Below are 13,523 nucleotides of genomic sequence, written 5' to 3' on the forward strand. Positions count from 1 at the left end.
GGCACGCACTGCGCTTTGGTCACCCGCTTTGGTCACCCCCGCCAGAAGACAAAAACATAAGGAGGCGCAGCATGCGCTTCAGACACAGAGCCGTGGCAGGGTTCAGCACCCTCCTGCTCCCGCTCGCCGCCCTGGTCGGCCTCGCGAGCCCCGCCCACGCCGCCACCGAAGCCACCGCCACGTACGCCAAGACCCAGGACTGGGGCACCGGCTTCGAGGGCAAGTGGACCGTCAAGAACACCGGTACCGCGAGCATCAGTTCCTGGACGGTCGAGTGGGACTTCCCCTCCGGTACGTCCGTCACCTCGGCCTGGGACGCGGACGTCACGTCCTCCGGCACCCACTGGACCGCCAAGAACAAGTCCTACAACGGCACCCTCGCCCCCGGCGCCTCCCTCTCCTTCGGCTTCAACGGCGCGGGCTCCGGCTCTCCCTCCAACTGCAAGCTGAACGGCGGCAGTTGTGACGGCGGCGCCACCGTCCCCGGCGACAGCGCCCCCTCCGCGCCGGGCACTCCGACCGCGTCCTCCATCACCGACACCTCGGTGAAGCTCAGCTGGACCGCGGCCACCGACGACAAGGGCGTCAAGAACTACGACATCCTGCGCGGCGGCACCAAGGTCGCCACCGTGACCTCGACGTCGTACACGGACACCGGTCTGACCGCCGGCACCGACTACTCGTACACCGTGCAGGCCCGTGACACCGCCGACCAGACCGGTCCGGTGAGCGGCTCGGTCGCCGTGCACACCACCGGCGGCACCACGGACCCGCCGCCCACCGGCGGCAACAACGTCAAGCTCGGCTACTTCACCGAGTGGGGCATCTACGGACGCAACTACAACGTCAAGAACCTGGTGACGTCCGGCTCGGCCGCGAAGATCACGCACATCAACTACGCCTTCGGCAACGTCACCGGCGGCAAGTGCGCGATCGGCGACTCCTACGCCGACTACGACAAGGCGTTCACCGCCGACCAGTCGGTCAGCGGCGTCGCCGACACCTGGGACCAGCCGCTGCGCGGCAACTTCAACCAGCTGCGCGAGCTGAAGGCCAAGTACCCGAACCTCAAGGTGATCTGGTCCTTCGGCGGCTGGACCTGGTCCGGCGGCTTCGGCGAGGCCGCGGCCAACCCGGCGGCCTTCGCACAGTCCTGCTACGACCTGGTGGAGGACCCGCGCTGGGCCGACGTCTTCGACGGCATCGACATCGACTGGGAGTACCCGAACGCCTGCGGCCTGTCCTGCGACACCAGCGGCGCCGCGGCCTACAAGAACCTGATGGGGGCCCTGCGCGCCAAGTTCGGCACGAGCAACCTGGTCACCTCGGCCGTCACCGCCGACGGCTCCTCCGGCGGCAAGATCGACGCGGCCGACTACGCGGGCGCGGCGCAGTACGTCGACTGGTACAACGTGATGACGTACGACTTCTTCGGCGCCTGGGACGCACAGGGCCCGACCGCCCCGCACTCCCCGCTCACCTCCTACAGCGGCATCCCGAAGGCCGGATTCACCACGGCCGACGCGATCGCCAAGTACAAGGCGAAGGGCGTCCCCGCGAAGAAGCTGCTGATCGGCATCGGTTTCTACGGCCGCGGCTGGACCGGCGTCACTCAGGACGCACCGGGCGGCACGGCCACGGGTCCGGCGGCCGGCACCTATGAGCAGGGCATCGAGGACTACAAGGTCCTCAAGACGTCCTGCCCCGCCACCGGCACGATCGCCGGCACGGCCTACGCGCACTGCGGCAGCAACTGGTGGAGCTACGACACCCCGGCCACCATCGGCACCAAGATGAGCTGGGCCAAGAGCCAGGGTCTGGGCGGCGCGTTCTTCTGGGAGTTCAGCGGTGACACCAGCAATGGCGAGCTGGTGAGCGCGATCAACAGCGGCCTGTCGTAAAACAGCTCGCTAAGCAACATTGACGCTCCCCCAGACTTCGTCCGGGGGGACCCCCACCCAGCGAGTGAATGTGGCTACGCCACATTCACTCGCTGTCCGGGCGGGGCTGCTTCCAGCCACGCGAGGAAACCGGTCAGCGCGTCTTCGCTCATCGCCAGTTCGAGGCGCGTGCCCCGGTGGAGACAGACCAGGACGTTCGCGTCGGAGAGCAGCGCCAGCTCCTCCTCGCCCTCGGGGGCGCGGCGGCCCGCCACCTCGATCGCCGAGCGTTCCAGGACGCGGCGCGGGCGGGGGGCGTAGGAGAAGACTCGGTACCACTCGATGCGGTCGCCGTTGTAGCGGGCCACTCCGTAGCCCCAGCCCTTGCCGTTGGTGTCGCCGTCCTTGGGGACGTCCCAGCGCAGGCTGCAGTCGAAGGTTCCGCCCGAGCGCTGGATCAGCCGGCGGCGGAGGCCGAAGACGAACAGCCCCACCACGACGAACGCCACTACCAACCCGCACACAGTCAGAGCGAGGACCATCGACACCGACCTCCTCGTCTCCTAGGTAAAGCAGGTAATGAAACGGAAAAAAGCACCCGCATCGCCTCAGCCGCGGCCCGGTCTGGATATCTCCAGTCCCGGCCGCGGCTGAGTCACGTCATTCCGTGCGCGCTGGGTTCAGCGCGCCGCCACCGCACGCAGGCGGACGTCCGCGCGACGCTCGGCGGAGGCATCGCCCTCCGCCTTCGCGCGCTCGAGCTCCCGCTCCACGCGCTGGACATCGATCTCGTCCGACAGCTCGGCGATCTCGGCCAGCAGCGACAGCTTGTTGTCAGCGAACGAGATGAAACCGCCGTGCACTGCGGCGACGACCGTCCCCCCATCGCTCGTACGGATGGTCACCGGGCCCGACTCCAGCACACCGAGCAGCGGCTGGTGACCGGGCATGACGCCGATGTCGCCGGACGCGGTACGCGCGACGACCAGGGTGGCCTCGCCGGACCAGACACTGCGGTCCGCGGCGACGAGCTCGACGTGCAGCTCAGCAGCCAAGGTGGGCTCCTCGGGTCACCACCCGGCGATACCGCCGGGTGTTGGGTCAAAGTCTAATAGGAGTACGGAGGGGGACGGGACGCACCCCGCGAGGTGCGTCCCCGCCCCCCATCACGAAGCAGTGCTCGATCAAGAGCCGCTGCTTCAGGAGACGCCGAGCTCCTTGGCGTTGGCCTTGAGGTCCTCAATGCCACCGCACAGGAAGAACGCCTGCTCCGGGAAGTGGTCGTACTCACCGTCGATGATCGCGTTGAAGGCCGTGATCGACTCGTCCAGCGGAACGTCCGAACCGTCGACGCCGGTGAACTGCTTGGCGACGTGGGTGTTCTGGGACAGGAAGCGCTCCACGCGACGGGCGCGGTGGACGGTGAGCTTGTCCTCCTCGCCCAGCTCGTCGATACCGAGGATCGCGATGATGTCCTGGAGGTCCTTGTACTTCTGGAGGACCGACTTGACGCGCATGGCGGCGTTGTAGTGGTCCGCCGCAATGTAGCGGGGGTCCAGGATGCGGGACGTGGAGTCCAGCGGGTCCACGGCCGGGTAGATGCCCTTCTCGGAGATCGGACGGGAGAGAACCGTCGTCGCGTCGAGGTGGGCGAACGTGGTGGCCGGGGCCGGGTCGGTCAGGTCGTCCGCGGGGACGTAGATCGCCTGCATCGAGGTGATCGAGTGACCACGGGTCGAGGTGATGCGCTCCTGGAGGAGACCCATCTCGTCGGCCAGGTTCGGCTGGTAACCCACCGCGGAGGGCATACGGCCGAGCAGGGTCGAGACCTCGGAACCGGCCTGCGTGAAGCGGAAGATGTTGTCGATGAAGAACAGCACGTCCTGCTTCTGCACATCGCGGAAGTACTCCGCCATGGTCAGACCCGCGAGGGCCACGCGCAGACGGGTGCCCGGGGGCTCGTCCATCTGGCCGAAGACAAGGGCGGTCTTGTCGATGACGCCCGACTCCGACATCTCCTCGATGAGGTCGTTGCCCTCACGAGTGCGCTCACCGACACCGGCGAACACGGAGACACCGTCGTGGTTGTTGGCGACGCGGTAGATCATCTCCTGGATGAGCACCGTCTTGCCGACACCGGCACCACCGAACAGACCGATCTTTCCACCCTTGACGTACGGGGTGAGAAGGTCGATGACCTTGACGCCGGTCTCGAACATCTCGGTCTTCGACTCGAGCTCGTCGAAGCGCGGGGCCTTGCGGTGGATGGACCAGCGCTCGCCCGTGTACTTCTCGTCGCTGTTCAGCACGTCACCGAGGGTGTTGAACACCTTGCCCTTGGTGAAGTCGCCGACCGGGACGGAGATACCCGTGCCGGTGTCGGTGACCGTGGCCTGGCGGACCAGACCGTCGGTGGGCTGCATGGAGATCGTGCGGACCAGGCCGTCACCCAGGTGCTGGGCGACCTCCAGGGTCAGGATCTTCTTCTCGCCGGCGTTGGCCGGGTCGGCCACCTCGACGTGAAGGGCGTTGTAGATGTCCGGCATCGCGTCGACGGGGAACTCCACGTCGACGACCGGACCGATGACCCGGGCGACGCGGCCCGTGGCAACGGCCGTCTCAGAAGTCGTCGTCATTACTTGTCACTCCCCGCGGTCGCGTCGGCAAGGGCTGCGGAGCCACCGACGATCTCGCTGATTTCCTGGGTGATTTCGGCCTGGCGGGCCGCGTTGGCAAGGCGGGAGAGAGAGGTGATCAGGTCTCCCGCGTTGTCGGTCGCCGACTTCATCGCGCGGCGCGTGGCGGCGTGCTTGGAGGCAGCCGACTGGAGCAGCGCGTTGTAGATACGGCTCTCGACGTACCGGGGCAGCAGGGCGTCGAGGACGTCCTCCGCCGACGGTTCGAAGTCGTACAGCGGAAGGATCTCGCCCTTGGTGGACGACTCCTCCGCAACCTCGTCGAGGCTGAGCGGCAGCAGGCGGCCGTCGACCGCGTTCTGCGTCATCATCGAGACGAACTCGGTGTAGACGATGTGGAGTTCATCCACGCCGCCCTCGGCCGTCTCCGTCTCGATGGCCTCGATCAGCGGACCCGCGACCTTCTTCGCGTCCGCGTAGGTGGGCTCGTCGGTGAAGCCCGACCACGACTCCACGACCTTGCGCTCGCGGAAGTGGTAGTGGGCGAGACCGCGGCGGCCGACGATGTACGTGTCGACCTCCTTGCCCTCGGCCTCAAGGCGGGCGGTCAGCTGCTCCGCCTCCTTGATGGCGTTGGAGTTGAAGGCGCCGGCCAGTCCGCGGTCGCTCGTGAGGAGCAGCACCGCGGAACGGGTCGCCGTCTCCGCCTCCGTGGTCAGCGGGTGCTTGGTGTTCGAGCCGGTGCCGACCGCCGTGACCGCGCGGGTGAGCTCGGTCGCGTACGGCGCGGAGGCCGCCACCTTGCGCTGCGCCTTGACGACGCGCGAGGCGGCGATCATCTCCATCGCCTTGGTGATCTTCTTGGTCGCGGTGACGGACTTGATACGACGCTTGTAGACCCGGAGCTGGGCTCCCATGAGTCAGGTCCCTTCCGTCGTCACTTGGCCGCGGCGGCCGGAGCGTCTTCGCCCAGAAGCTTGCCGTCCGAGGTCTCGAACTGCTTCTTGAAGTCCGCGATGGCGTCCGCGATGGCGGTGAGGGTGTCGTCCGACATCTTCGCGCCCTCCTTGATGGAGGTCATGAGGCCCTGCTCCTTGCGGTGCAGGTACTCCAGGAGCTCCTTCTCGAAGCGGCGGACGTCGGAGACCGGTACGTCGTCCATCTTGCCGGTGGTACCGGCCCAGACGGAGACGACCTGGTCCTCGGTCGGCATCGGCTGGTACTGAGGCTGCTTGAGCAGCTCGACCAGACGCTGACCGCGCTCCAGCTGGGACTTCGACGCGGCGTCCAGGTCGGAACCGAAGGCGGCGAACGCCTCCAGCTCACGGTACTGGGCGAGGTCGAGGCGGAGCCGGCCGGACACCTGGCGCATCGCCTTGTGCTGGGCGGAGCCACCGACGCGGGAGACCGAGATACCGACGTTCAGGGCCGGACGCTGGCCGGCGTTGAACAGGTCGGACTCCAGGAAGCACTGGCCGTCGGTGATGGAGATGACGTTGGTCGGGATGAACGCCGACACGTCGTTCGCCTTGGTCTCGACGATCGGCAGACCCGTCATCGAACCGGCGCCCATGTCGTCGGAGAGCTTCGCGCAGCGCTCCAGCAGACGGGAGTGCACGTAGAAGACGTCACCGGGGTAGGCCTCGCGCCCCGGCGGACGGCGCAGCAGCAGGGACACGGCGCGGTAGGCGTCGGCCTGCTTCGAGAGGTCGTCGAAGATGATGAGGACGTGCTTGCCCTCGTACATCCACTGCTGACCGATGGCCGAACCGGTGTACGGCGCCAGGTACTTGAAGCCGGCCGGGTCGGACGCCGGGGCGGCGACGATGGTCGTGTACTCCAGCGCGCCGGCCTCTTCGAGCGCACCACGCACGGAGGCGATGGTGGAGCCCTTCTGACCGATGGCGACGTAGATGCAGCGGACCTGCTTGTTCACGTCGCCCGAGCGCCAGTTGTCGCGCTGGTTGATGATGGTGTCGACGGCCAGAGCGGTCTTGCCGGTCTGACGGTCACCGATGATCAGCTGACGCTGGCCACGGCCGATCGGGGTCATCGCGTCGACGGCCTTGTAGCCGGTCTCCATCGGCTCGTGCACCGACTTGCGGACCATGACGCCCGGGGCCTGCAGCTCGAGGGCGCGGCGGCCGGTGGTCTCGATCTCGCCGAGGCCGTCGATCGGGTTGCCGAGCGGGTCGACGACGCGGCCGAGGTAGCCCTCGCCCACGGCGACGGACAGCACCTCACCGGTGCGCTGCACCGGCTGGCCCTCCTCGATACCGCTGAACTCACCGAGGACGACCGCACCGATCTCGCGCTCCTCGAGGTTGAGGGCGAGACCGAGGGTTCCGTCCTCGAACTTCAGCAGCTCGTTCGCCATCGCCGAGGGGAGACCCTCGATCTTGGCAATACCGTCGCCGGCGACGGTGACCGTACCGACCTCCTCGCGCGAGGCCGCGTCCGGCTGGTACGACTGGACAAAGTTCTCCAGCGCGTCCCGGATCTCCTCCGGCCGGATCGTGAGCTCCGCCATCTGGGTTCCCTGCTCTCCTTGTTGGGCCCGAAGTTTTCTTGGGGGGTCTGGGGTCAGCCCCCAGGAATCCTCTGCACGGCCCAACGAGGGCCGTAAGTACTGCGTGTTGCTGTTAACGCGTATTGAGTTGCTGCTAGCCGGCCATGCGGCGGGCGGCCTCGTCGAGTCGGTCCGCGATGCTGCCGTTGATGACCTCGTCGCCGACCTGCACCCGGATCCCGCCGAGGACCTCGGGGTCCACGTCCAGGTTGAGGTGCATCGGACGGCCGTAGACCTTCGCCAGGGCGGCGCCGAGGCGCTGCTTCTGTGCGTCGCTCAGCGGAACCGCCGAGGTGACGACGGCGACCATGCGGTTGCGACGGTCGGCGGCGAGCTTGGACAGGGACTCGAGTCCCGCTTCCAGGCTACGTCCCCGCGGCGCGGTCACAAGGCGCGTCACCAGACGCTCGGTCGTCACGTTCGCCCGGCCGCCGAGCAGGCTGCGCAGCAGCTCGCTCTTGGCCGACTTGGTGGCGGCGCGGTCGGTCAGCGCGGCGCGCAGCTCGGTGTTCGAGGCGACGATCCGGCCGAACCGGAACAGTTCGTCCTCCACCTCGTCGAGCGCACCCGTCTTCTGCGCGGCCGTGAGCTCCGCGACGGCGGCGAGCTCCTCAAGGGCGTCCACCAGGTCGCGCGACTGCGACCAGCGGGAGCGCACCAGGCCGGCCACCAGGTCTGCGGTCGTCCCGCTGACCTGGCCACCGAGCAGGCGCCCGGCCAGTTCGGCCTTGGCCTCGCCGGCCTGCGCCGGGTCGGTCAGGACCCGACGCAGCGACACCTCGCGGTTGAGCAGCGTGGTGACGGCGGCCAGCTCTTCGGCGAGCGCGGCCGCGTCCACGGACGTGTTGTCCGTCAGCGCGTCGAGACGCTCACGTGCGGCTGCGGTTGCCTCGCGGCTCGCTCCGTGCGCTGTCATCGAGTCGCCTCGGCCTTCTCCTCAAGCTCGTCGAGGAAGCGGTCGATGACGCGGCTCTGGCGGGCGTGGTCGTCGAGCGACTCGCCGACCAGCTTGCCGGCCAGGTCGGTGGCGAGCTTGCCCACGTCCTGACGCAGCGCCTGCGAGGCGGCCTTGCGGTCGGCCTCGATCTGCGCGTGACCGGCGGCGATGATCTCCTCACGCTGACGCTGGCCTTCGGCCCGCATCTCGGTGATGAGCGTGGCGCCCTGCTCCTGCGCCTCCTGGCGCAGACGCGCGGCCTCGTGCCGGGCCTCGGCGAGCTGAGCCTTGTACTGCTCAAGCACGCTCTGAGCTTCGGTCTGAAGGGCCTCGGCCTTCTCGATACCGCCCTCGATGGCCTCGCGACGCTCTTCCAGAACCTTGTTGATGTTCGGGAGGAGCTTCTTGGCGAGGAAGCCGAAGACGATGACGAAGGCGATAAGGCCGATCACGAGCTCTGGGATCGGCGGGATGAGGGGGTTCTCTGTCTCCTCAGCCGCCAGCTGAACCAGGGGGCTCATATCAGTGCCTTTCGTCGAAAGGGGCGGTCCGACGTCTGGGTCAGGAGGTCGGGTAGACGAACGGCATGACCAGACCGATGAGGGCGAGCGCCTCACAGAAGGCGAAGCCGAGGATCTGGTTGGCGCGGATCAGACCGGCAGCCTCGGGCTGACGGGCGAGAGCCTGCGTACCGTTACCGAAGATGATGCCGACGCCGACGCCCGGGCCGATGGCGGCGAGGCCGTAACCGATCGAGCCGAGGTTGCCCTTGATTTCGACGCCGGCGGCGAGGGTCTGGAGAGCGGACATGCCGGTTCTTCCTTCTCTTTCAATGACCGGTGGGGGTTGGCCACCGGATGTCTCTGGTGGGTGAAGCGGGACGCTCAGTGGTGCTCGGCGAGAGCGCCCTGGATGAAGCTGCAGGTCAGAAGTACGAACACATAGGCCTGGACAGCCTGGATGAAGAGTTCGAAGGCGGTCATCACGAGGACCATCAGGAACGAGACACCCGAGTACGCGATGCCGATGCCGTTCAGCATGTACCAGCTGGCGATCGTGAAGAGCAGCAGCAGGGTGTGACCGGCGAACATGTTCGCGAAGAGTCGCACGGCGTGGGTGAAGGGCCGGACCAGGAGGTTCGAGAAGAGCTCGATCGTCATGGACAGCGGCAGCACCGCGCCGAGCGACTTGTCGTAGCCGGCGAAGTTCTTCCAGGCGCCGACGAAGCCCTGGCGCTTGAAGGTCAGGCTGACCCACAGGATGTAGACGATGCCGGCCAGGGCCGCGGGGTACGAGATGATCGCGGTGACCGGGAACTGGGCGACAGGAATGATCGACCAGAGATTCATCATCCAGACGAAGAAGAACAGCGAGACGATCAGCGGGACGTACTTCTCGCCCTCCCGCTTGCCGATGGTCTCGTAGACGACGCCCTTGCGGATGAAGTCGTAACCGGCCTCGGCGACCATCTGCAGCTTGCCCGGGACGACCTTCGGCCTGGCGAAGGCGGCCCAGAAGAAGCCGACGATGATGACCGAGCCGAGCAGCGCCAACAGCATCGTCTTGTTGAAGTACGAGTTGCCGTCGGCGTCGCCGAAGAGCGGCTCGAACAGGAACGAGTGCAGGCCCGGGGCCGGGAAGCCACAACCGTCGAAGAGGTGGCAATCGGTCTCGAAGGCGAGCACCTGTGTCGGGTCAGCACTCACCGCGGGCTCCTTCAGCGTGGCGCATAGGTACGGCAACCTCGTTGTGTCGGCGCGGCGCGCAGCCGCGGTTCGGCACTGGACTGGTGAAACGGATGTGGGGGCGGCTGTGGGGCATCAAGCCTCGCGATTGAGCAGGCGTCAGCTCAGATGCCTGCGCCCGCGATGCCGCAGTTGGCACCGGACGATAGCAGGAGAACTCGTGCGCCTTTATCCCGGCCCTACCCCTCACGACGAGGACCCTGATTTCTCGGGCTTGTCGTGCTTCTCGGGTTCGGGATCGACGTAGAAAAGCTTGGCCTTCATGTGTGCACGCGCCTGCGCCGCCATCCACACGACGGTCGCGACCACGAGCCCGACAGCGAACGCCCTCGGGTTGAAGAGGGACGTGCCCTTGAAGACGGCCATGAAGATCAGGAGCAGCAGGAGCTGGGCGACGTAGAGCATGAGCCCCATCGCCTGGAACAGCTGCGGAAGCGTTTTCGCAGTCCTCTGCAGGACATACAGGCCGATCCCCATGAAGAGGATCGCCAGTACCGTGCCGACCGCCGCGCCGAGAGCCCCCTTGCCGCCTGCGACCACGCCACTGACGGCGACGGTAATCGCGCCGGCAGCTGCTGTGGGTACAGCGGTCTGCAGAAGGTTCCGGACGTCATTGGACGGCATGGCGGCAACTCCGCTTGCTAAAGGGGGGCAGGGTGTCGTCATGGACGAGCGTAGTCCCGGGCGGAGAGAGGACCTCACGCCAATGGACCGTCGCATCACGGTCTTTCGGCTCTGTCCCGGGTTCTCGTGAACCGTATCACAAACTATTTGATGAGGTCTTTACCTGGTTGGTGTGCTCGGTGTCACACATGAGAGTGAAGCTGCGCGTCTGTGCAAGAACCGGGCCAAGTTGTCTGGTATTGGGGGGCTTTGCACTCCCACGAGCAGGTCATGCCTTAGTCAGATTCTTACCTTGCGTCAGCGCGACGTTCCGGCTTTGCGCCTATCCAGGAAGCGCGCACGGGGGCCGATGGCCGTCGCTCCGTTGACTCCTGACACTCCGGAGACTCCCGCGGCGACCGGAGTGCGTTCCTCGCGGGCGCCCTCCTCGTCGCCGTCCGTCTCCCCCGCCGCGTCCAGGACGACGGCCGCCTCGGCGGACGCGGCGGCCCTGCGGCGACGGCGGTAGCGCGGCGGCACGAAGTGCTCGGCCCAGCGCGGGGCGCGCGGCGTGAACCGCGGCAGCAGAAGCAGGACGAGGCCCACCGCGCTGAGCGCCACGATGCCGAGCACGATCCACATGGCCCCCGAGTTCACCGAGTAGGCGAGGGCGCCGAAGGCGATCAGTGCCGACCAGAAGTACATGATCAGCACCGCGCGGCTGTGCGAGTGGCCGATCTCCAGCAGCCGGTGGTGCAGATGCCCCCGGTCCGCGGCGAAGGGCGACTGACCGCGCCAGGTGCGCCGCACGATGGCGAGCACCAGGTCGGCGGCCGGCACCGCGATGATCGTCAGCGGCAGCAGCATCGGGATGTACACGGGCACCGTCTGGTGCACCGTGTTGCGCTCCGAACCGGAGAACAGGTTCAGGGCGTCGGGGTCGATCTGCCCGGTGATGGAGATGGCGCCGGCGGCGAGCACCAGCCCGATGAGCATCGAGCCGGAGTCGCCCATGAAGACCCGCGCGGGGTGCATGTTGTGCGGCAGGAAGCCCAGGCACATGCCCATCAGCACGGCGGCGAACAGCGTCGCGGGAGCGGCGGCCTCGATGCCGTACGAGTACCAGATCCGGTACGCGTACAGGAAGAACGCGGCCGAGGCGATGAGCACCATGCCGGCGGCCAGACCGTCGAGGCCGTCGACGAAGTTCACCGCGTTGATGGTGATGACGACGACCGCGACCGTCAGCAGCGTGCTCTGCCACTGCGTGAGCGCGAACAGGCCGACGCCCGGGATGGGCAGCCACAGGATCGTCAGACCCTGCACGACCATCACGCCCGCGGCGATCATCTGCCCGCCGAGCTTGATCAGGGCGTCGATCTCGAACTTGTCGTCCAGGACACCGATCAGCCAGATGAGCGCCGCCCCGGAGAGCAGCGCCCGCGGTTCGTTGGACTTCTCGAAGACCTCGGCGAGGTTCGGCAGGTGGTCGGCGACCAGCAGTCCCGCACACATGCCGAAGAACATCGCGATGCCACCGAGCCGCGGAGTCGGTTCGCGGTGGACGTCGCGCGCCCTGATTTCCGGCATGGCTCCGGCCACGATCGCGAATTTCCGCACCGGCCCTGTCAGCAGGTACGTCACCGCAGCCGTGATGCAGAGCGTCAGCAGGTATTCACGCACGGGCTTCCCCACAGGTCTCGCCGGCCATCTCAGCCCCACACCCTAGCGAGGGACGCATATGGTTGGGGACTTCCGGGTAGCGACGATGGTTGCACGAGTGGCTGTGCACACGAGTGCGTGTACCCCACCTCAGGCGGGATAGGGCGGAAATCTTCCGGTCAGCTCCCTCACTTCTTCACGTGCCTTCGCCGCGTCGACCTCGTCCCGCAGCACCCCCGCGAACAGCACCGCGACCCGCACCATCTCCGCCTCAGCCATCCCCTGGGTGGTCAGCGCCGCCGTGCCCAGCCGCAGGCCACGGGCGTCCCCGTGGGGCAGCGCGCAGGTGTCCAGGACCATTCCGGCGGCCGCCAGCCGGCCCCGGGCGACGCGCCCGTCGACGCCGAGCGGCGCCGGGTCGGCGGCCAGCAGATGGGTGTCGGTGCCGCCGGTGGTGAGGGCGAGCCCCTCCGCGTCGAGGGCCGCGGCCAGCACCCTCGCATTGGCGACCACCTGATGGGCGTACGCGGTGAACGCCGGTGTTGCCGCCTCGCCGAACGCGACGGCCTTGGCGGCGATGGTGTGCATCTGCGCGCCGCCCTGCGTGAACGGGAAGACGGCCCGGTCGACACGCTCGGCAAGATCACTGCCGCAGAGGATCATGCCGCCGCGAGGACCGCGCAGCACCTTGTGCGTGGTGGCGCAGACCACATCGGCGTACGGCACCGGACTGGGCGCCGCACCCCCGGCGACCAGCCCGATGGGGTGCGCGGCGTCGGCGATCAGATAGGCGCCCACCTCGTCGGCGATCTCGCGGAAGAGCGCGTAGTCGATGTGGCGCGGATAGGAGATGGACCCGCACACCACGGCCTTCGGGCGGTGCGTACGGGCGAGGGCGCGGACCTGGTCGTAGTCGATGAGCCCGGTCTCGGCGTCGACGCCGTACCCGACGAAGTCGAACCAGCGGCCCGAGAAGTTCGCGGGCGAGCCGTGTGTGAGGTGCCCGCCGAACGGCAGTCCCATCGCGAGCACGGTGTCGCCGGGGCGCAGCAGCGCGGCGTACGCGGCGAGGACCGCCGACGATCCCGAATGCGACTGCACATTGGCGTGCTCGGCGCCGAAGAGGGCCTTCGCCCGGTCGACGGCCACCCGTTCGGCGACGTCGACGATCTCGCAGCCGCCGTGGTGGCGGGCGCCGGGATAGCCCTCGGCGTACTTGTTGGCGAGCTGCGAGCCGAGTGCGGCGAGCACGGCCGGTGAGGTGAAGTTCTCGGCGGCGATCAGCTGGAGCGTCGTGGCCTGCCGCTCCCGCTCGCCGAGCAGGATCTCGGCGAGCTCCGGATCCTGCCGCCGCAACACATCGAACTCCGGCCCGAGAGCGGCGGGCCGTACGGCTTCCTGAGCATGCGTGACGGACATGGTGGGCTCCGGGCCTGAGCGGGGGTGCGCTACGTCCAATGTAGGCCCGAGGCCGCTGGGACGCCCGGTGTT

General features: G+C 67.8%; 13 protein-coding genes. 1 reads left to right on the forward strand and 12 read right to left on the reverse strand.

The features are described from left to right. Window positions 1–71: 71 nt before the first annotated feature. Entirely contained in the window at window positions 72–1,901 is a 1,830-nt protein-coding gene (locus tag AB5J56_RS15125; RefSeq protein ID WP_369233238.1) for a glycosyl hydrolase family 18 protein, read from the forward strand. Between the two features lie 74 nt (window positions 1,902–1,975). Here AB5J56_RS15125 and AB5J56_RS15130 read toward each other — a convergent pair whose 3' ends face one another. The 12 genes from AB5J56_RS15130 to glyA all read right to left on the reverse strand — a co-directional run bounded on the left by AB5J56_RS15130 (window position 1,976) and on the right by glyA (window position 13,451). Next, window positions 1,976–2,422, reverse strand: coding sequence for a DUF2550 domain-containing protein (locus tag AB5J56_RS15130; RefSeq protein WP_369233239.1), 447 nt, complete (start codon window positions 2,420–2,422; stop codon window positions 1,976–1,978). 138 nt (window positions 2,423–2,560) lie between these two features. Then, window positions 2,561–2,935 (reverse strand): F0F1 ATP synthase subunit epsilon, encoded by a 375-nt coding sequence (locus AB5J56_RS15135; RefSeq protein WP_369233240.1) that lies wholly within the window; start codon window positions 2,933–2,935, stop codon window positions 2,561–2,563. A 144-nt stretch (window positions 2,936–3,079) separates the two neighbouring features. Next, complete coding sequence (gene atpD / locus AB5J56_RS15140; RefSeq protein WP_369233241.1) at window positions 3,080–4,516, reverse strand: F0F1 ATP synthase subunit beta; 1,437 nt, start codon at window positions 4,514–4,516, stop codon at window positions 3,080–3,082. After that, entirely contained in the window at window positions 4,516–5,433 is a 918-nt protein-coding gene (locus AB5J56_RS15145; protein ID WP_369233242.1) for a F0F1 ATP synthase subunit gamma, read from the reverse strand. The genes atpD and AB5J56_RS15145 overlap by 1 nt, the downstream gene beginning before the upstream one ends. Before the next feature lie 20 nt (window positions 5,434–5,453). Then, window positions 5,454–7,046 carry a F0F1 ATP synthase subunit alpha gene (gene atpA / locus AB5J56_RS15150; RefSeq protein ID WP_369233243.1) on the reverse strand — a complete coding sequence of 531 codons (1,593 nt, stop codon included), beginning with the start codon at window positions 7,044–7,046 and terminating at the stop codon, window positions 5,454–5,456. Between the two features lie 133 nt (window positions 7,047–7,179). Next, the gene (locus AB5J56_RS15155) at window positions 7,180–8,001 is read right to left on the reverse strand and encodes a F0F1 ATP synthase subunit delta (protein WP_369233244.1); all 822 of its coding nucleotides are present in this window, start codon (window positions 7,999–8,001) and stop codon (window positions 7,180–7,182) included. Continuing rightward, window positions 7,998–8,543, reverse strand: coding sequence for a F0F1 ATP synthase subunit B (locus AB5J56_RS15160; protein ID WP_369233245.1), 546 nt, complete (start codon window positions 8,541–8,543; stop codon window positions 7,998–8,000). The genes AB5J56_RS15155 and AB5J56_RS15160 overlap by 4 nt, the downstream gene beginning before the upstream one ends. 40 nt (window positions 8,544–8,583) lie before the next feature. Beyond that, window positions 8,584–8,832, reverse strand: coding sequence for an ATP synthase subunit C (locus AB5J56_RS15165; RefSeq protein WP_030008695.1), 249 nt, complete (start codon window positions 8,830–8,832; stop codon window positions 8,584–8,586). Window positions 8,833–8,906: 74 nt separating this feature from the next. Continuing rightward, a complete protein-coding gene (atpB, locus tag AB5J56_RS15170; protein WP_369242561.1) occupies window positions 8,907–9,743 on the reverse strand; it encodes a F0F1 ATP synthase subunit A in 837 nt (278 codons plus the stop codon). A 210-nt stretch (window positions 9,744–9,953) separates the two neighbouring features. After that, on the reverse strand, window positions 9,954–10,391 hold the full coding sequence (locus tag AB5J56_RS15175; protein ID WP_369233246.1) for a hypothetical protein: 438 nt from the start codon (window positions 10,389–10,391) through the stop codon (window positions 9,954–9,956). A gap of 297 nt (window positions 10,392–10,688) precedes the next feature. Further along, window positions 10,689–12,053 (reverse strand): MraY family glycosyltransferase, encoded by a 1,365-nt coding sequence (locus AB5J56_RS15180; RefSeq protein WP_369233247.1) that lies wholly within the window; start codon window positions 12,051–12,053, stop codon window positions 10,689–10,691. A 129-nt stretch (window positions 12,054–12,182) separates the two neighbouring features. Then, a complete protein-coding gene (gene glyA, locus AB5J56_RS15185) occupies window positions 12,183–13,451 on the reverse strand; it encodes a serine hydroxymethyltransferase (RefSeq protein WP_369233248.1) in 1,269 nt (422 codons plus the stop codon). Window positions 13,452–13,523: the final 72 nt, after the last annotated feature.

Source organism: Streptomyces sp. R21 (assembly GCF_041051975.1).
Lineage (GTDB): Bacteria > Actinomycetota > Actinomycetes > Streptomycetales > Streptomycetaceae > Streptomyces.